Source organism: Vibrio sp. zbq_1 (genome assembly GCF_043102935.1).
Lineage (GTDB): Bacteria > Pseudomonadota > Gammaproteobacteria > Enterobacterales > Vibrionaceae > Vibrio > Vibrio parahaemolyticus.
The window spans coordinates 718629-738863 of sequence record NZ_JBICJH010000004.1 but is presented as its reverse complement, the minus strand read 5'-3'; the positions used below and the strand labels follow the sequence as shown (position 1 = coordinate 738863).

General features: G+C 43.9%; 15 protein-coding genes. 7 read left to right on the top strand and 8 right to left on the bottom strand.

Annotated elements, in window-relative coordinates; all coding sequences use genetic code 11:
* Positions 1 to 106: 106 nt before the first annotated feature.
* Positions 107 to 349 (bottom strand): DUF2164 domain-containing protein, encoded by a 243-nt coding sequence (locus tag ACF8CV_RS03615; RefSeq protein ID WP_005454378.1) that lies wholly within the window; start codon positions 347 to 349, stop codon positions 107 to 109.
* 214 nt (positions 350 to 563) lie between these two features.
* Between ACF8CV_RS03615 and ACF8CV_RS03610 the strand changes: the two genes are divergently transcribed.
* Together ACF8CV_RS03610 and ACF8CV_RS03605 are read left to right on the top strand one after the other, a co-directional pair.
* A complete protein-coding gene (locus ACF8CV_RS03610; RefSeq protein ID WP_015313219.1) occupies positions 564 to 1196 on the top strand; it encodes a hypothetical protein in 633 nt (210 codons plus the stop codon).
* 188 nt (positions 1197 to 1384) lie between these two features.
* Positions 1385 to 2173, top strand: a complete 789-nt coding sequence (locus tag ACF8CV_RS03605; protein WP_015313218.1) for an EAL domain-containing protein — start codon at positions 1385 to 1387, stop codon at positions 2171 to 2173.
* Between the two features lie 39 nt (positions 2174 to 2212).
* Here ACF8CV_RS03605 and ACF8CV_RS03600 read toward each other — a convergent pair whose 3' ends face one another.
* Positions 2213 to 3466, bottom strand: coding sequence for a DEAD/DEAH box helicase (locus ACF8CV_RS03600; RefSeq protein WP_029832304.1), 1254 nt, complete (start codon positions 3464 to 3466; stop codon positions 2213 to 2215).
* A gap of 78 nt (positions 3467 to 3544) precedes the next feature.
* Entirely contained in the window at positions 3545 to 4141 is a 597-nt protein-coding gene (locus ACF8CV_RS03595) for an ACP phosphodiesterase (protein ID WP_025504500.1), read from the bottom strand.
* 577 nt (positions 4142 to 4718) lie between these two features.
* Between ACF8CV_RS03595 and ACF8CV_RS03590 the strand changes: the two genes are divergently transcribed.
* Positions 4719 to 6149: a methyl-accepting chemotaxis protein gene (locus ACF8CV_RS03590; RefSeq protein WP_138937221.1), complete on the top strand. Its 1431-nt coding sequence runs from the start codon at positions 4719 to 4721 to the stop codon at positions 6147 to 6149.
* Positions 6150 to 6701: 552 nt separating this feature from the next.
* On the opposite strand, the gene ACF8CV_RS03585 is transcribed toward ACF8CV_RS03590, so the two are convergent.
* The 3 genes from ACF8CV_RS03585 to ACF8CV_RS03575 form a co-directional block, all read right to left on the bottom strand.
* The gene (locus tag ACF8CV_RS03585) at positions 6702 to 7370 is read right to left on the bottom strand and encodes an HAD-IA family hydrolase (protein ID WP_020842100.1); all 669 of its coding nucleotides are present in this window, start codon (positions 7368 to 7370) and stop codon (positions 6702 to 6704) included.
* Between the two features lie 183 nt (positions 7371 to 7553).
* A complete protein-coding gene (locus ACF8CV_RS03580; protein WP_138937220.1) occupies positions 7554 to 9305 on the bottom strand; it encodes an HD domain-containing phosphohydrolase in 1752 nt (583 codons plus the stop codon).
* Positions 9306 to 9375: 70 nt separating this feature from the next.
* A complete protein-coding gene (locus ACF8CV_RS03575; protein WP_020842098.1) occupies positions 9376 to 9885 on the bottom strand; it encodes a hypothetical protein in 510 nt (169 codons plus the stop codon).
* 270 nt (positions 9886 to 10155) lie between these two features.
* On the opposite strand from ACF8CV_RS03575, the gene ACF8CV_RS03570 reads away from it, so the two are divergent.
* The 4 genes from ACF8CV_RS03570 (at position 10156) to glgC (ending at position 15622) form a co-directional block, all read left to right on the top strand.
* Positions 10156 to 10629 (top strand): CreA family protein, encoded by a 474-nt coding sequence (locus tag ACF8CV_RS03570; RefSeq protein ID WP_005454218.1) that lies wholly within the window; start codon positions 10156 to 10158, stop codon positions 10627 to 10629.
* Positions 10630 to 10759: 130 nt separating this feature from the next.
* Positions 10760 to 12064: an inosine/guanosine kinase gene (locus ACF8CV_RS03565; protein WP_024701266.1), complete on the top strand. Its 1305-nt coding sequence runs from the start codon at positions 10760 to 10762 to the stop codon at positions 12062 to 12064.
* A 238-nt stretch (positions 12065 to 12302) separates the two neighbouring features.
* Positions 12303 to 14051 carry a formate--tetrahydrofolate ligase gene (locus ACF8CV_RS03560; protein ID WP_029799170.1) on the top strand — a complete coding sequence of 583 codons (1749 nt, stop codon included), beginning with the start codon at positions 12303 to 12305 and terminating at the stop codon, positions 14049 to 14051.
* A gap of 356 nt (positions 14052 to 14407) precedes the next feature.
* Positions 14408 to 15622, top strand: a complete 1215-nt coding sequence (gene glgC, locus ACF8CV_RS03555) for a glucose-1-phosphate adenylyltransferase (protein WP_029804891.1) — start codon at positions 14408 to 14410, stop codon at positions 15620 to 15622.
* 108 nt (positions 15623 to 15730) lie between these two features.
* Here glgC and ACF8CV_RS03550 read toward each other — a convergent pair whose 3' ends face one another.
* Both ACF8CV_RS03550 and ACF8CV_RS03545 read right to left on the bottom strand, forming a co-directional pair.
* Positions 15731 to 18895: a chitinase C-terminal domain-containing protein gene (locus tag ACF8CV_RS03550; RefSeq protein WP_138937037.1), complete on the bottom strand. Its 3165-nt coding sequence runs from the start codon at positions 18893 to 18895 to the stop codon at positions 15731 to 15733.
* A 277-nt stretch (positions 18896 to 19172) separates the two neighbouring features.
* A complete protein-coding gene (locus ACF8CV_RS03545) occupies positions 19173 to 20054 on the bottom strand; it encodes an AraC family transcriptional regulator (protein ID WP_171055826.1) in 882 nt (293 codons plus the stop codon).
* Positions 20055 to 20235: the final 181 nt, after the last annotated feature.

Here is a 20235-nt window from a genome sequence, read left to right as displayed (position 1 = left end):
TATGAAACAGATTATTTACCATCCTTTACATCCAGCCAATCGCACCGTATCTATCAACTTGTTCGAAAATTTTGAAGGAACTTTGGCGTATTGAATGCGCAAAAGCTTAAATTGATACTTCTTGCTCTATCTCGTAAAGCTCATCAGACATTTCAAGCATTCGACGTTCTATCACGGCTTTCGCATCTTCAACGCCTTTGTTGTAATAGACTGCGCCTAGTTTATCGGTAATAAAATCTATCAGAAATTCGCTGTCAAACTGGCCAATCTCAATGCTGAGTTCATCCTGCATATAATCTTGAATTGCCGACGCTAATGTTTCTTTTTGGGCTCTTTCTAACTTAATCATGCGTGTTCCTTTTAGTGCGGCTTAATGGGGATTTCGCTAACCGTTACGAAATAATCGAGTTTCGTCTCGATTGTGTAGCCATTAATCACCCCAAATTCGTATTGCTTCTAATTTTGGTGTTTAGATCAAGAAGTTGCCGATCTAAATTAGTCTATTCTGAAAAGACTATGCTAACCTTTTGCGGTTCGTTTTGTTAACCATTAAGGGATATTCTTTGCTACTCGACCTAGTGATCCAAAGTGTCAATGATTTTCAGGACGATTGTCTTAAACTGTGTGAGAAGCATTATCCTGCCGTACATAACCAAGGTATGAGTGAACACCATCTTGGTCTTGCATTTTCTCGCCGAATGGAACACACCTTCCGTCATTTTGGTTACAACAGCATCGTAAGACCGATAGAAGTACTCGACGCTCCAGACCTACCTCACCACTATCGCATTTCTTCTGAGATTGGAACGGTTTGGGTGTTAAGCCATCACATGGTCAGTGCCGGTAAATCGTGTCGCGAAAACTTGTTGTCTTCAATTACCGAATGGCAAAGCGAGTATGGCTACGCGCTGCAACCTAACGACCTACTCTTCCTTGTTTGCGATCATTGGATCAGTCGCAGTAAAACCAGCCGAGAACTGCTCCATTGGTGGATGGGCGAATTGCCGGATCAAATCAACGAATATACTGAGCAAGGCATCACTCTTTACACCAGTGAATCTCAGCTCACTCAATCCCTTGATACTCGCTTTGGTATCAGCCCTTGTTACATCAAATTTGGCCACCCTTTGCGTCGTTCTAACAAACAGCAACTGGTTCGAAAGTACTTGCAGTTGTACGCCGTATTACAGTGGTAGTATCAAATTGCAACAGGTAGATTATCAGTCTATTCATACATTTGTTTGATACGGCTCGATAAATCTAATCATCTCGTATTAACCCTCTTGCCTCATATGGCCTAGCCCAATTAGATTCTGACTACTGAAATCAAAGTTGGTGTCCATGTAACACCAATCAAAAACCATTGATCTAGGTTGTTGTAATAATGATGAGCATCTCGCAGCTTCTTGGCTGCATTTCTAAACAAGTAGATGGGCAGTACATCGCGCAATATGAGGAGTTGACACTTCGCAGTGTCTTTCAACCCATTTATAAAAAGGATCTTTCCATCATCGGCTTGGAAGCCTTAGTGCGAATTAGCACTGCGGATGGTTCTATGATACGTCCGGATCTCTTTTTCCAATCTCCTTCCATCTCTGAACATGTTCAACTTAATGTCGAGCGACTTAGTCGCCTTATTCACATCAAAAACTTTGGGCAATCTCGTTACCGCAACAAAAAGCTCTTTCTTAATGTGCTTCCCAGAGCTGCAGAAATGCTGGCGAAGGACCTTTCATACAGCCATTTACTGAAGCAAGTGATTTGTGAGGCGGATTTGCGTCGAGAACAAATCGTGATGGAGTTAGTTGAATTAAGCGCAGGCGATGAGTCCTTTCTGTACAAAGCGACGAAAGAACTGAGTGACGGAGGCTTTAAACTTGCTATTGACGACTACGGCATTAATGCCTCAACCATCGAGCGAGTGAAATGCGTTCGACCAGACATCATCAAGATGGATCGTTCATTGCTGTTGAAATACGAAGACGGGGATTTTTCTGCGTTAATAGAAGCGTTAGCGCTCGCGAAAGAACTGAGTTCAAAAACCGTTATCGAGGGAATTGAAACCGAGCATCAACTTAACTTAATGAAAAAACTCGGTTTCGATATGTATCAAGGCTACTTGCTTGCGATGCCTCAAACCCTAGAAATGTACGAAGAGGCCAAAACGGCCTAAGACCGTCTTGTTAAGCACCGCCGCCTTTGAATACCTAGATTACTTGCGGTGCTTGCCACGATTTTTATGAATCGCGAGTTTTGCTTTTAGTTTGCGCTTTTCTGATGAACGACTCTTACGACGACCGCCACCATCACGCTCAGGTTCTACCTCTTCAATTAGACTTGGTTCGAATCCTTCTAGCCATTCTTGAGGCAAACGCTGGTCTAACAACGTTTCGATCGCACGAAGCAGATATTCTTCATCTCGGCTCATTAATGAAACGGCCAAACCGGATTTACCCGCGCGGCCAGTACGACCAATACGATGTACGTAGTCTTCGGCTTTAAATGGCATATCAAAGTTCACCACTTGTTCAAGCTCTTGAATATCTAGACCGCGAGCCGCCACGTCTGTCGCAATCAGGGCTCGAACTTTACCTTGCTTGAATTCATCAAGTGCACGCTGGCGAGCACCTTGCGATTTATCACCATTAATCGAAACCGCTTTAATACCATCCAGTTTGAGCTCCTTTGCAAGCTCATCGCTACCTTGTTTGGTTTTAGTGAAAACAAGTACTTGTTGCCAGTTTCGTGAACCAATTAAATACGCTAGCAACTCACGCTTACGCTTTTTATCAACTGGATACACCATCTGCTTAACCGTTTCTGCCGTTGTATTCGCTGGAGACACTTCCACCTCAACAGGAGAATCCATCAGTTTGTAAGCGATGGTTTTAATGCGTTTTTCAAACGTCGCAGAAAACAGCATGATTTGTTTGTCATTCGGTAATCGACGAAGAATGCGTTGCAGATCAGGCCAAAAACCCATGTCCAACATTCGGTCAGCTTCATCAAGCACCAACACGCCAGTTTTAGAAATGTTTACGTTGCCGTTAAACAAGTGGTCTAACAATCGGCCCGGCGTAGCAATAAGAATATCCGCGCCCTCTTCCAACTTGTTCTTTTGCACGCCAATACTTGTACCGCCGTACACACAAACAATACGTAGATCCGTGTGTTCCGCGTATTGCGTTAAATTGTCAAACACTTGCTGCGCCAATTCACGAGTTGGAACTAGGATGAGAGCGTGAGGTGTGCCATTACGTTTCTTTTGCTGTACCGCCTGAATAATCGGCAAACCAAATGCCGCCGTTTTACCGGTACCCGTTTGCGCAGCCGCAAGAAGATCTTTGCCTTCCAGTACGTGTGGAATCGATTTTTCTTGGACTGGCGTTGGCGTCACAATATTCATATTGTTCAACGTTTTGACTAACTGTTGTTCAATGCCAAGATCAGCAAAATTAACGGACATGATAAACCTCATAATTTTTGGAGCGCAGAGTTTACCAGAGCCGCCATAGCCATACTACCTCTACGCCAAAGGATTGAGTTATGAACTGATTAGCTGTTGGTGAAATTCAAGTGATTGGCGCAGCACGTCTTGATAAAGCTCTGAGAAATTCGCCTCTAACGCTGCGTATTCACCATCTAACACCTCAAACGTTGTCGTCAAGTCGGCCATTCTCGGGCTTCGCTGAGACATCCGATGCAGTGCAAACTCGATGTTGGAGAGATCTTGATAAGATTGCAGCCAGCCGCCCCGCCACATGCGTTGATGCAATAACATAAAACGCGCAGGAAGCGGTTCGTGAACATCTTGGTCTACTTTTTGAAATGCAAACTCGACAAAGTCGTCTAACGACTCTTGATGAAAATCATTCCAATGCTTGGCTAAACAATGGTCCCAAAACATGTCTAGCGCAATTGGCGCGAAGCGTCTCGCTACGCCTTTAAAATGTGGCTTACATTCTTCGACAATAGGGTGATGATCGGTAATTCGGTCAACGAAGCGGTGGAGTTTGATGCCATTAGTAATGTCAGAATCGTATAGCTTGCTTGGATCTCCTTTGACGAAGTCTCCAAGCAAGTTTCCCATAAAATGGCTATTACAGTGATCTGCAATATGCAGGTGGGCTAAAAAGTTCATTTACCGTCTTTCGCCCTTCTTGGCTCGGTGTTTCATGAACTTAGTATAACGTCTAAAAGAACGTGAAGAGAGTACTAAACGGTACTATTCGTTTTCGTTGTCAGAGCCAACGTATTCCGACAAAATAATGCCAATTTCAAGCGCATCTAGCAGCTCTAGGCTTTCGTCGTTTTGGTATTGGTCGCTCATTGTGACCTCCTTTATGAAACTATGAAACATTGCGGTTTCAACTTACTGCCACCATTCCTATTTCATTCGGTGACAGCAACTCCTTTTTATAGACTTTATATGACACATTCATGACAGCGAAAAGTAAAGATTTAAAAACCTATGAGCATAATCATAAGTAAACGATTGCAGCGTCGTTACTCTTCTCTGCCATCTTCACTTAGATAGCTGGAATTACATCGATATTTCTATCATTAAAAGACATAACATACTGTTATAGGCGACCCTAGATCTCATTTTGTAAAATAAACTCACCCTTCGTTACATATTTTGCTGATTCGCATCGCATATTTTGTTTCGATATATCCATAGATTTGTTCAATATCTTTTATCTCTAATGGAGTAATCAATGAGAGAAGTTGAGTTTAGAACGATAGACCGACTATTTATTAAGATGTCTATCAACGACAAAATGTGGGTTATTTTCCTCCTATTTCTGATGGCACTCACTTCGGTAGCAGGAAGCCGATACCTAAATGATTTACATCAGTTCGAGCGACAATCTATCGCCAACGTGCAAGCAAAACTAGATGGCATCATTGAAGCTAATCCCACAGATATCTATCAAATTACAGGTATCTCAAAAGCTAACCATCAACAAAAGAGCTTGTCTGCAGATGGTGTTACCACGGTTTATGGCACAACCTCTGCGGGTGAGCTTGTTCGATTGACCGAGCACGCTGGCAATCAATACAACGCCCTGCGCTCCGACGCCCTTACCTCTTTCCTTCTTAGTTTTCTATGGGTTTTGCCGTTTGCAGTATTTTGCTATTGGGTAGCGACATTCATCGGAGGCGCTTTGTGGGTGCTATACACCACAACAGAGAAAATTGGTGACGGTGACTTAACTTCTCGATTGGGCTTTCACCCTGGCCGTGACGAGTTTGGCACCATTGGCTGCGCACTAGATAAGTCGATGGATACATTAAGCGAACTGGTCAATAGCGTAAAAGAAAACGCCAATACGCTAAGTGAAACGTCGTCTGCATTTGAACAAGACATGAAACTGAGCGAAACACAGATTACGCACCAGTACCAAACACTTGATTCTGTCGCAACCGCAATGGAAGAAATGACGGCGTCTGCCAAAGAGGTTTCGAGCATCTCTCAACAAGCGACCATACAATCGGATCAAGATGCACAAAAAATAGAAACGAGCCGTAGCCGTGTACAGCACGTTATTGCTGAGATCGAAACCTTGTCGAGCTACATCGAGCAAGCTTCGTCATCAGTCACCAACTTAAATGAAAACACTACGCAGATTAATGATGTCATCACGACCATTAATGCGATTTCTGAGCAGACCAACCTGTTAGCTCTCAATGCCGCTATCGAAGCGGCTCGCGCAGGCGAACAAGGCCGCGGTTTTGCCGTTGTAGCCGATGAAGTCCGAACGCTGGCAAGTCGTACACAACAAGCCACGGTAGAAATCCAAGCCATGATTGAGAAGCTGCAATCGGAAAGCCAAAACATCGCTTCGATTACTGGTAGAACGGTCAAGCAAGCTCAAACAAGCAGCCAGTTGATCGATGAAATTGGTCAAGATTTCACAGCGATTGCGGACTCTGCTCGTTCATTGATGGACATGAGCATTCAAATCTCTACTTCCGCGGAGGAACAAAGTGCGGTTGCGAATGATATCGCCTCTGAGCTTGCTGATATCCGTACTCAGTCCAGCACAATTCGAGAAGTGGCGGAGCAGTCTACTGTTGGTGTCGCGAACTTAACTAAAGCGTCGGTTTCACTCGGTGAAGTATTAGAGCGTTACCGCACAGCTTGATAACAAGGTAATAACAAATAAAGGCTCCTAATTGGGAGCCTTTATTTTCTACATTTGTATTCACTTATTTGTTTCGAGAATATAACTCGCATTCACTTTCTCTACGTACTTGTCTCGTACCCATTCTCTGGTGTAACAAAACCGAACTTATTGAATAATTTGAAGTCTATTTGAGGAATGAAAGGAATATAGCATTGATAAAATACCGATTGGGAAACGGTTTATTTTGAAGTGAATCTCAAGTTCTCCTTGTACCTGATGAAATAATGTTCAAGCGGACGGCGTTCCGCTATGCTTAACCTGCCAATTCCAATTTGCTGCTGGAAAACAATATGAATAATTACAACGATACAAAAGACAACGAAAATCTAAACTGCCCTATTTGCCAATGTGATGAATACTTAATCTCATCAAACGGTGAAAAATTCACGTGTGCTGCTTGTGGATTCCACACGAAAAATTTCTCATCCATTCAATGCCTTTACCAAGCGCCATATTTACAGTCAAAAATTAAACAAATTCATAACCTAAGTCATTCTCGTCATTAAACGGTTAAACAGAGCAGCCCATGAGCTGCTCTTTTAATTCATCCAAATGTTGAATGCGAATAACTCGGTCATCGTCGACTCGGTTAATGGCCTCACCATTAAATAGCTGAACCGTCTTAATTCCGGCATTCAACCCTGCTTCTACACCCTTGGGTGTATCATCGATATACAAACAATCACTAGGCAAAAAGCCCATGCTCATCGCGCTGTACATGATCAAATCAGGTTCAGGTTTCCAACTATTTGCTTCAAACGCAGAGAATACTTTTCCTTTGAATGCATCAAGCAGACCAGTTAACTCAAGTGCATATTCAATTTTATCTTTGGGTCCATTTGACGCGACGCAGTATTCAATATTGTGAGAGTCGAGGAATTGGATCAGCCTTTTAGCGCCATCCATTGGTTGTAAATGACGAACAAACAATTTTTGAACTTCTGTTCGGTATTGGGGTTCAAGAACATCAATTGGAACATTAATGTTCATCAACTCTTTGGTATCAAGAAGAATATCGGCCAGTTTTCCACCTTTAAAGTGAGAAACACATTCTTCCATCGTTAACTCTGCACCGTGTTGATTAAATACATTCACTAGTGCTTGGCAGCATAAACGCTCACTGTCGACCAACGTGCCATCACAATCAAAAATCACGCATTTAATATTGGTAATTGCCATAGCCTTCCCCTAGACGCATTTGTCGATGTCGCTGATCAAACTTATTTTTTAATACAAATGTATGGCTTAATCATATTTGAGTTTAGATTTGTTTAAACGACAGACTTGGCATTTCGTAGAAATGGGGAAAAGCAATTCCTGTTTTTCTAAGCAAGATCACCGAATGTAATCTTGCTCAGTTTGTTATGCATCAGGATACATGTATCGAACTTCGATGAAGTCATCTAAATTATCTAGCAACAGTTGGCATAATATTGGGTCAAAGTGTTTTCCTTGTTCCAACTTAAACCAATCGACGACTTCATTAATTGTCCAAGCCCGTTTGTAGCAACGCTCTGTTAATAATGCGTCAAATACATCAGCAATTGCGACGATGCGTGCGAAGAGATGAATGTCCTCACCTCTTAGATTATTTGGATAACCCGTACCGTCCCATTTTTCATGGTGTTCGTGGGCAACCACCGCTGCTAATTTGGTGATGTCGCCCTCTTTCATGTTCAGCAACTCATAACCTTTAATGGTATGTTGCTTCATGATTTCACGCTCTGAACTTGTCAATGCGCCAGGCTTGTCGAGAATCGATTCTGGCACGGAGATTTTACCGACATCGTGCATAGGGCTAATGATTTCAATCATTTCCACTTCACGATGCGTCAATCCGCAAAGTTGAGCCAAACGACGAGACAGTTTAGCGACACGTTTTACATGTTGGCCAGTTTCTCCAGAGCGACTTTCAATCGCCTCACCCAATACGTGAATCATCTCTTTTTGGACGTTTAGCGTTCGTTTTTGAAGCAACACAATTTTTCTATTTTTCTTATCAATCTCTTTGCGTTGGCGAATAGTCATAAACTGAATCACAACAACAAGAGAAAGCAGCACAATAATGCCGCACGTGAACAACAGTGTTTTGAGGTTTACTTTAAACAGTGGCGGCGGCGCATTAAGAATTTCAGCATTTTTAGGGATGTCATAATGGCTGATTTCATACTTTGTGAGCGCCTTATAGTCCAAGACCGCTTCAGTGATAGCCAACGCATGCGCCGCTGACGTCAGAGACATCCCCATCTTACTCGCCATTATCTCCGCAGCTTCATAACCAAATTGCTCAGAACGGTTCACAAAGCCACCCAGTATTCCCGGCTCGCCTAAATAGAGTTCCCACATCACAAACACGGGGGCACGGCTTTTTGCACCAATAGCTCGAGCCACTTCTCTGTAGGTGTGATATTTACCTGAATCCCCTTCCGTATTGTAGTGAGTCAACAAAACCGCATCATTAGCACTGACTGTAGAAAGCTGATTTGCCGCCTCTTGTAGGCTCGCGTCTCTGATTTCAATCAAATTGATACGTGGAAACTTGTTCATCTCTGCTTTTACGCGTTGATATATCAGTTCTGAGGTCACACTGCGATCGGCAAGGTAATACAAATTTTTGATACGGGGACGCAAACGATTGATCAGCGAGATGTTTTCGACCACGCGATCTTCTTCGTAAATCACACTGCCATTTGTACTTACTGTATCGAGAGAAGAGTCTTTATCATTAATCCCAATCGCGACCATAGGAACATTGCGCTTGGGGTTCTGAAAATAATTTCTGACGAAACGCATGGCTGCGTCGTCAGAGATAATCACACCATCAAATTCATAAGCTCGATATTTAAACCGAAGATAACTCGCCATTTGTTGCAAATAGCCTTCGGAATGAACACGCTTCGCGTCCAAATATTCAATGGATAGTTTGACTTCGCCGTCAGTTTGCTTGAATCCCTTTTCGATTCCCGCCTGAATGTCATTAGTCCATTGATAAGACGGATCATAGGAGTGAAGCACGAGAACTCGTTTGAGCTCCCAATTTGTTTCCTCTGCTTGTACGGCAACCGTTCCTATGCACAACAAAAGAGTGAGAAAACGCGCTAAACGCTTAACCATTTTTTACCCAGCCGAACCAATGCAATGCTGCATATAGTAGCGCTTCATTTTGAAATGAAGCCGATATTGATCAACTTTCTATTATAATTGTGTCACATAATTTGTGATCACTATTAAGTCTTTTCGCAATATCCGCTGAAAACTGTTGTTTATCTAAAGATTGAGAAACGGCCACGTCAGAAATCAGCGTATTACCCTCATAGCTACTTGCAATGGCGGCACCCACCGGGTTGCCATCTTTAAAACCAACGTACAACTCAAAATCCGGCGTTAAGATAATTTGGGTAAGGTATTCAACAATCATCTCTTGGTCATACTGTTCTTCCCAACGTTGAGACTGAAGAATCGAAAACATAATAGTCAGTCGATGAAAATCCACGAGGAAAATGTCATCAGCCTGCAAATTCGCTTCGCCTTCCAACAAGGAGTCTTTAGCAACGATTTGGTATTCTTGAGCATTTATTGCTTGGAAATAGGTTTCGCGACCTTTCAAGCTTTCAGGAGTGGGAAATTCAACTTCGACGAGATCGTGCAGCCACGCATTTTTGCGTTCGATGCTGGCTAACTGCTGTTCATTCATTTGAGTACCTTAAATATCTCAGGCTACAGAGTAGTAGCGAGCCAAAAACGAGGGCTGTATATGAGCCATCACGCCAATATTTCGAAAACCTAACTGGATTTTCTATACCGCATTGACTCGACTCTTAAACATGAACTCGCTTTGAAGCGGTACATTAGCATGAAGCCCTTAACAAACCTAGCTAAAGTCCTGAGGTTGCGCCAAATTTTGTTTTAGATGCCAACGTCTGATAGATTGAATCTATATATTTTTCTAATTAAGGACGGAATAATGAAAAAACGTTTGCTTGCTTTAGGTTTGGTTACCATTCTTGCTGGCTGTGGCAACGATGAGGTTGGTGATGTCTCTTTGGGTATGTTTACTATGAAAGACATAAAACTGAATACGCTCGTAGACCCTGAAGTTCCAGGCGTTACTTGTCATGTAGCGAGCATCGAAGCGGACTTCAGTTTAGCGGACCCAAGCGACAGTTCAATTTCTTGCCGTCAAACTGGTGAAATTACACCGGAGATGATTACTAAAATTGATAAGAGCAAATCAGGTGAAGTGGTATTTAAAAAGTCCAAGAGCGTTTTCTTCAAGTCGATGAAGATTCGCCGTATTTATGATCCAGAAAATCAAACCTTGATGTACCTTTCTTACTCAACTAAAGAGACATCAGGCAGCTTCAAACACAGTCTATCAACTGTACCTCTTTGGGGTACGAAAGCTTACATCCAACCGACTGAAGCTAAGATAAATTAAGCTCAATTCGCTTACGAATTCGTCAGCCCGCTGCATTTTTCAGCGGGCAAATTTCTTTGCAATAAAACACCACGATTTTCATTTTTTTGTGATACAATCCCGCCTCTTTTTTTCTCACTCAAGAACAAGCATGAAGTTTCCTGGTCAGCGTAAATCTAAACACTACTTCCCAACTCACGCTCGAGATCCATTAGTCAACCAAATTCGACAAGCGCCTAAGCTATACCGCCCAACCATTGTCGGTGTTGGTCAAACCATCGTAGATATCGAAGCTCGTGTGGATGATGCGTTTCTAGAAAAATACAACCTAAGTAAAGGACATTCTCTTGTTCTTGAAGAGAGCAAAGCAGATGCATTATATGAAGAGTTAGTAGAGCAAGGGCTGATCACACACCAGTACCCTGGCGATACTATTGGTAACACGCTGCACAATTATTCTGTTCTAGCAGACAGCAAATCTGTATTGCTTGGCGTAATGTCAAAGAACATTCAAGTGGGTTCTTTCGCCTACCGCTACCTTTGCCGTACGTCTTCACGCATGAATTTAAACCACCTACAAACGGTAGATGGTCCGATTGGTCGTTGCTACACCCTTATCTCTCAAGATGGTGAACGTACATTCGCGATCAACGAAGGTCACATGAATCAACTTCTTCCAGAAAGCATTCCTGAAGAAGTATTTGAGAAAGCGTCTGCGCTTGTTGTTTCTTCGTATCTAATGCGCGGTAAAGAAGAAGACCCAATGCCTAAAGCAGTGCAACGCGCGATTGATTTTGCCAAGAAGCACGATGTACCTGTTGTTCTTACTCTAGGTACAAAGTACGTGATTGAAGGCAATGCGGAATGGTGGCAAGAGTACATTCGTGAAAACGTATCTGTTGTGGCTATGAATGAAGAAGAGGGCGCGGCGCTGACAGGCGAAAACGATCCACTCGCCGCTGCGGATAAAGCACTTGAGTGGGTAGATCTTGTTCTTTGTACTGCCGGGCCAAACGGTCTTTACATGGCAGGTTACACTGACGAAAAAGTGAAACGTGAAACTACACACGATATTCTTGAAAGCTCTATTGAGAAATTCAACAAGTTTGAGTTCAGCCGCGCAATGCGCAAAGAAGATTGTGTGAATCCAATGAAAGTGTATTCACACATCGGTCCATACCTTGGTGGCCCTCTAGAAATTAAGAACACTAATGGCGCGGGTGATGCTGCACTGTCTGCACTGCTGCATGACATGGCTGCAAACTCTTTCCATCAGAAAGAAGTGCCTACTTCAGAGAAACACGAAGTACGCTGTCTGACGTATTCATCACTTTCTCAAATTTGTAAATACGCGAACCGTGTGAGCTACGAAGTGCTAACTCAGCACTCTCCTCGCCTATCGCGAGCTCTACCAGAACGCGAAGACAGCTTAGAAGAGACCTACTGGGATCGCTAAGAAGGTTAGCTTTAGAGCAAAAAATATACTTAGGTCACCGTTTGGTGGCCTTTTTGTTTTGATCTAGCGCAGTATTTAGTGGATTTTGTTACAATGTAGCACGCGAAGACGCTCGAACTTCTTTACACCTAATTTTTTACCAGTATTATTCTCGCGCAAACGTTTGCGCAACAACAATACAGTCTACATAGATTGCTTGATGTTGAACGCCGCGTGTTAGCCATATTTGGGAGTATCCATGCAGTCTGATATTGAAATTTGCCGAAACACACCGTTATCTTCCATCGATGTTATCGCTGAAAAAGCAGGTCTATTGCCTGAAGAATTTGATACACATGGAAAATACAAAGCCAAAGTACACCCTAAGTGTTTAGCCCGCCTGAATGACAACCAAAACGGGAAATTGGTTCTGGTCACCGCGATTACCCCAACTCCACTAGGTGAAGGCAAAACCGTGACAACCATCGGCCTTGCGCAAGGACTGGCGAAGCTACAGCAATCCGTGATGGCATGTATTCGACAGCCATCAATGGGCCCTGTCTTTGGCATCAAAGGTGGTGCCGCAGGTGGCGGATATTCCCAAGTAGCGCCAATGGAAGAGCTCAATTTGCATTTGACGGGGGATATTCACGCCGTTACGGCAGCTCACAACTTAGCGTCTGCAGCTTTAGATGCGCGCTTATTCCACGAGCAGCGCGAAGGATACGACGCCTTTGAAGCTCGAACTGGTTTAAAAGCATTAAGAATTGACGTTGAAAGCATTACTTGGAAACGCGTGATGGACCACAACGACCGTGCACTTCGCATGGTCAAAATTGGTTTGAACGAACAAGGCAAAACCATTAACGGATTTGAGCGTAACGAAGGGTTCGATATTTCAGCCGCATCCGAATTGATGGCCATTATTGCGTTGGCAAAAAATCTTAAAGACTTACGTCAGCGCATTGGCAAAATTGTTGTTGCTTATGATCTCGACGGTCAGCCTATCACCACAGAAGATTTACAAGTAGCAGGTGCGATGGCCGTAACGTTGAAAGAAGCCATTGCACCAACATTGATGCAAACGCTTGAAGGTGTCCCTACTCTGATCCACGCAGGCCCTTTTGCTAACATTGCGCATGGCAATTCTTCTATTATCGCTGATGAGATTGCGTTAAAGCTTTCGCGTTACACGGTAACTGAAGCAGGATTTGGCTCTGACATGGGATTTGAGAAAGCCTGTAATATTAAAGCAGCGGCTGCCAACAAAGCGCCTGACTGTGTGGTGATTGTTGCGACATTAAGAGGTCTTAAAGCGAACTCCGGCCACTACGACTTGCGCCCAGGCATGGCAATTCCAGATTCGATTTTCTCACCTGACCAAGCGGCATTGGTAGCCGGGTTTGAAAACTTAAAGTGGCACATCAAGAACGTCCATAAATATGGAATCCCAGCCGTTGTTGCGATTAACCAGTTCCCTCAAGATTGCGAACAAGAACTCATCGCGCTTCAAGATCTCATTCACGCATTCGATCCAAATGTTAAAGTCGCTATCAGCACTGCTTTTGCCCAAGGTGGTGAAGGTACGAGAGATCTAGCACAGCATGTCGTTGATGCTTGCGAAAAAACTACGAATTTCCGACCTCTATATCAGAAACATCAATCCCTTCAGGAGAAGCTGATGTCTGTGTGTGAAGCTGGATATGGTGCGACAAATGTTGAAATGAGTGAACTTGCAACTCAGCAATTGGCTCATTTTGAAAAACTAGGGTTTAACGAATTAGCTGTTTGTATTGCTAAAACGCCACTTTCTATCACCACCGATTCTTCAGTAAAAGGCGCGCCAGTTGGCTTTACTGTTCCAATTCGTGAACTGCGTTTATGTGCCGGTGCTGGCTTCGTGTACGCATTATCGGGTAGCGTTATGACCATGCCCGGTCTTCCTGACAAGCCAGCGTTTATGAATCTCGACCTTGATGAAGATGGTAATATCATCGGTTTGTCATAATGAGCTTCATTTAAATGAAATCAAACACAAAGGGAGCTAGACAGCTCCCTTTATCTTACTGTTTTAAATAGGTTTTACATTGTAAATCAATAATCTCTTTAAATCCCCAGATTCTATACCGCCCCAATATGATGCATTGCCTATTTTTTAATTCACTAATATAGTGCATCAACTCTCGGTCACAAAATTCATCATTTTGATTTTTAAAGAAATATTCAATGGCGCGATTCTTGTACTACAGTTTGCAGTAGCTAACAAACAAACCAGCACATGTCATTCTAAATTGTTGCGTTGTATAGCACCTCCTCCGGTTAAGCACGGTTTAGACGCATGTAGAACAAGGGAAAGGGAATATTATGCAAGACGCACTCGCTGTAATTTTAGCAGGCGGGATGGGCTCACGACTTAGCCCACTCACTGATGATCGAGCCAAACCAGCGGTACCATTTGGCGGTAAATACAGAATTATCGATTTTACGCTAACCAATTGTCTTAATTCAGGTTTACGTAAAATTCTAGTGCTTACTCAATACAAATCTCACTCACTACAAAAGCACCTTCGTGACGGTTGGTCGATTTTTAATCCCGAACTTGGTGAGTACATTACGGCAGTTCCGCCTCAAATGCGCAAAGGTGGTGCATGGTATGAGGGTACCGCCGACGCCATCTACCACAACTTGTGGTTACTATCGCGGAACGACGCAAAATACGTTGTTGTGTTATCTGGTGACCATATCTATCGTATGGATTACGCAGCGATGCTTGAGGAGCATAAAGAGAAAGGGGCAAAGCTGACCGTCGCTTGTATGGATGTTCCAGTAAAGGACGCCTATGCTTTCGGAGTTATGGGAATCGCTGAAAACGGACTGGTTAAGTCTTTTGTCGAGAAGCCCGAAAACCCACCTACTCTTCCAGACGATAAAACCAAGAGCCTTGCATCAATGGGGATCTACATCTTTGATATGGATGTGCTCAAAGAAGCGCTGACCGAAGATGCGAAACTGGAAACGTCTAGCCATGACTTTGGCAACGACATTATTCCAAAATTGATCGACACCGAATCGGTTTACGCTTACAAGTTTTGTGGCAGCAAAGGTCGTGTCGATAAAGATTGTTACTGGCGTGATGTCGGGACAATTGACTCCTTCTATGAAGCAAATATGGATTTATTGGAACCAGTACCTCCGATGAACCTTTATCAATCTAACTGGGCGATCCGCACTTACGAACCTCAATTTCCACCAGCGAGAACCGTCTCCTCTGCAACAGGAAACGAAGGTATTTTCATCAACTCGATCATAGCTACCGGTGTTATCAACTCAGGTGGCTCAGTCCAGCACTCGATCATTTCATCAAATGTGCGCATTCAAGACAGTGCGACCGTTGTGGATTCCATCATTTTTGATGATGTAGAAGTCGGTGAAGGCAGCCAACTGGTGAATTGCATCGTCGATAAGCACGTTCGCATACCACCGAATACACAAATCGGCATCAATAAGGTTGAAGACGCCAAACGCTTCAAAATCTCAGAAAAAGGCATTGTTGTTATACCGGAGAGCTACCAGTTCTGAAAGTCCTCAATTCAAACGACAACATAAACGAAAAAGCGCACGATAATTACCGTGCGCTTTTGTTTAAGTACCTATGAAAGTTAGGTAATAACAGTTAATCAATAATGATTAGATGTTACATACTGTAGCCCAGCTACCATCGCTACCTGGTTCAGAAGCCGTCCACCAGTTTGCTTGGTAAACCACACCATTGTGGATGACTTTGTCGCCTTGGTTTGCGTGGCTTGGGTTACCTGCCCAGTCAGTTTGTGGCAGATTTGGGTATGTTACCAAACCAGCAGTATCACAAGAACCTGGTTCAGTTGTACCGCCACCGCCAGTACCCGCGTTTAGGTCTCCGATTGGTAGATCTGGTTGCTCAAACTTGAACGCAAATTCTTTACCACCAGAAATCACTGAGTAGTTCGCAGGACCAGAGATTGGTAGGTAGTAAACCATATCAAGCTCGTAAGTACCGCCTGCTGGAAGATCTTTCCATGCTGGTAGAGAGAACGATACGCGGTGCATTACGCCATCCAAACCACCGATGTTGTTTGCACGAGTATGTCCAGAAGCAATCACTTTCAAACCGCCACCAGATTGGTCTTTCGCGTTGTCCGGCGCAGATACTGGGATATCGAATTGGAATTCAGTACCGCCAGGGATTGCTTGACCTGTGTTGTTCGTAAATGTGATCTTAGGGTTAATTGGGTAGTTTTGGTCGCCAACTTTGAAGCCGCCAACACTAACAGTAATATCTACTGCTTCAGTTGGTGTTGGACCTGTCGCTACTTTGTTACCGTAAGGCGTTGCAGACTTAAACTTGTCGTAGATAGCTTTGGTCATAGTGTTACCCATGTGGTATTCACCATTACCTGCAGCACACGCTTGTTCAGTTGCATCGATAGCAGTACGGTTGCCATTTGCATCTAGTACGTAACAGTTGTAGTCACCTGCTAGTTCCCAGAACATGATACCGCCGATTTCTTTATCGATAACGTAGTCCGCTTTCACTTCGATAGAAGCTTTATCTTCTGTAGATAGGAATACGCCCTTCTCCGCGTTCCACAACCAAGGTGCTACAGCAACACTGTCGTAATTACGAGTGTACGTACCAACCAATTTGTCAGAAGGATCGTTCACTGGATCTAGACCGTAAGCTTGAGCGTAAGAACCCCAAATGCCTTTCTCTAGGTTCTTCGCGTGCCACATTGGGTTCGAGCCTGCACCCATTTCACGACCTTGTGGATCTAAATCGTGCCACATGTTGTCGATGCCGATAGCACCGTTACCACAGTTGTTCTTCTCACCTTCACCAGTGCCTGGTTGACACTCAGCTTGGTTAGGTAGCGCTGCTCGGCCCCAAAGACCATTGTCACCACCAGTTACGCCTTGCCAACCACGGGTGTAATAAGGAACACCGATGTTGATACGGCCTGCTGGCATAGAACCACGGAAGTAATGGTAAGCCCAGTCAGTATTCAAGTAACCAATACCGCCATAAGCGGCTGTACCGTATACGTTCCACTGTGCTAGCTCAGAGTCTTTGCCTGTATCGAATAATGCCGCGTTGTGGCCAACGTGATCGTTCCAAGCACCGTGCAAGTCGTAAGACATGATGTTTACGTAGTCTAGGTACTTAGTTACATCGAAGGTTTCCATACCGCGTAGCAAGTAACCAGACGATGGCGCTGCGATAGTCAGCATGTAATGCGTACCATCTTGAGCAGAAGCTGCATCTAGTTTTTCACGAAGTACTTTCATCAGCTCTTGGTAAGAAGCCCATAGGTACTGACGACGTGGTTCCATGAAGTCTTTATCGTAAGGGTTACCAGCACCAGCCATTGATGTTGGGTATTCGTAGTCGATATCCAGACCATCGAACTTGTACTTACGCATCATGTCAACTGCAGAAGCTGCGAACTTCTCAATGCCAGCATGGTTTATAGAACCATCAGCATTTGTCGTCATTGTGTAGAAGCCACCATCAGCAACACGATCGCCATTTGCATCGAAGTGACCGCCAGTTTCAGCCCAACCACCAATCGAGATTAGCGTCTTAACATCGTGTTTTTGCTTGTAAGTTGCTAGTGCACCAAAGTGACCTTTGAAACCAAGCGTAGGATCGACTTCAACACCTGGCCATGTTTTGCCAGTTGCAGCGTTGTTTGGATCATTAACATCGCCAACGTTCACTTTACCGTCAGAACCAATGCTCACAAACGCGTAGTTGATGTGAGTTAGCTGTTCCCAAGGAATGTCTTTAACAAGGTAAGTCGATTGTGGGTCATCACCTGCGCGCCAGCTCGTGAAGTAGCCGATGACACGACGTGGGTGATCCGCCCCCATTTTCTCACGACCTTCTTCGTCGTAGATTGAACAGTAAGGTACGTCCACGCCTGTGGTTTGGTAAAGACCGTCAGGACGACAGTTAGACGCCACTGCGCCACCATTTACAGTTAACGTAGCAATTGCAGAGTCTGTGCTTGCACCTGCGTTATCTGTCGCTTTCGCGTATACCGCTAGAGCGCCCGCTTTTGAAGGCGTTACGTCTAGTGTGTAAGGGGCAGCTGTTGCTGTGCCAGCTAATGCGCCAGCAACGTAGAAGTCAACTTTAGCAATGCTACCATCCGAGTCTGCCGCGTTAGCAGTAAGCGTAACAGTACCGCCTAGCTCGATTGAAGTAGCTGAAAGCGCAACATCCACTGTAGGCGCTTCATTACCTGGTTGAGCTGAAGCAATCGTAAGCGTTACTGAACTTGCAGTACTTACCGCACCAGCGTCATCATAAGATTTAGTTGAAAACTCGTGTACGCCTTCAGTTGCAGTCCAAGATGCAGTGAAAGGAGCCGAAGTAGACTGACCAACTAAAGCACCATCAACAAAGAATTCAACTTTGCTAATTGTGCCATCAGTGTCTGCTGCATCTGCGGCTAGGTTAACCACTTCACCAGCGGTGATAGATGCCGACGCAGAAGGAGCGGTTAGAGTCACCGTCGGGATTTCATTTTGTGGTGGGTCAACAGGACCTGTTCCATCACAAGCACCAAGAGATTCCCACTCGCCCCACTGGCCAGCTTGTGCAGGGTTATTGTTTTGCGTCCAGTAACGCGCTTTGTATGCGTTACCTTCATGCTGAACTTGGTCGCCGCCATTATAAACTTTTGACGAATCCCAAACTTCTAGAGGGGCACAATCAACCGCTGCGTAGCTGTTGAAGGCCAATAGACAAGATGCAGTCAGCGTACTTAGCGTAAAGACACTTTTCACTGCTTTCCCGTTTTTAAGGTGCATAATCGCTCTTCCTTAAGTTATTGTTAAAACAATATTAAACGTGTTTGAAACAACACGTTCTTACTTTTATTTCGACGTAAAATAACTTAAGTACAAGTTGGAAATTTCACACTATGTATTTGCGAGTTTTCAACACCACCTCTCAAGAATCCACTAAATGGTTGCAACAAAATACCTATTATTTGGCACCAGCAACTAATTTTATAATTCGAATAAATAAGTGACTCGCAAATTAATAAAAAAGGCGAAAAAAGTCGTCATTTTGAAATAAAGATCACTATGCCTTTGTTGACCTTGGTGTTTCATTGAAATGTCGCTTGTACTCGCGACTAAACTGTGATGGGCTGCTGTAGCCTACAAGTCGAGCAGCATCGTTGACTCGTTTCCCTTCGAGTTGAATCAAATCTCTCGCTTTATTGAGACGTACTTTTTTGATGTATTGCAAAGGTGATTCTAAGGTTACACTCCGAAACGCCTGATGAAATGCCGAGACACTCATGTTGGCCTCTTCCGCCAATGTTTGGACATTCAATTGCTCATGATATTCGGCATGAACTCGATTGAGTGCTTTTGCAACTCTCGCGTAGGAGCCTTCTTGGTGAGCCAATTCAAACAACACGTACCCTTCTTTACTTACAAGCGTTCGATAGACAACTTCTTCTAGTAAGGACTCGCCCAATATCGCCACATCCAAATCGTTGCAAAGCGCCTTCATTAATCGCTTGCAAGCATCGAGCATGGCGTCGTTCATTCGAACCGATTTGAGGCCACAACGTTTAGAATCTTCGCAGATATTACTGAATTTCTGTGCTTCGAGCTTTTTCACAAGTTTGTGCAGCAGCGTGGGCGAGATGTCGATAGAAATACCGAGCAAAGGCTCATTGTTGGTGGCAAATGCTTCACACTCTAGAGGCATAGGTACACCCACCACCAAATAGTCATCCGGACCATACTGAACTGGCGTTTGCCCTATATGGATGTTTTTATGCCCTTGGCCAAGCACAATGATCCCTGATTGATACACAAATGGTTGACGGTTATTGCCTTTGCTACTGCGATAAAACCAAACGCCTTCGATAGCGGTTTGCTTAATGCCTTCTAAATTGTGCAGATCATGCTTTTCAACATACTGCTGCATGGTTTCGGCTAATGTGTTCATGTAATGCTCCATAAACCGTCAATCGGTCTACGCTTTGTTGTCATTTTGCTCACTATACTTTCTCTTCTGTTTCCGATTCCAGCGCTATAACAACAATTTTGTAGAAATAGGCAAGTAATTTACAGAAACCGACCTACAACACGACAAAAAGTCGTACTAATATGCACGTATTCAATCTCCT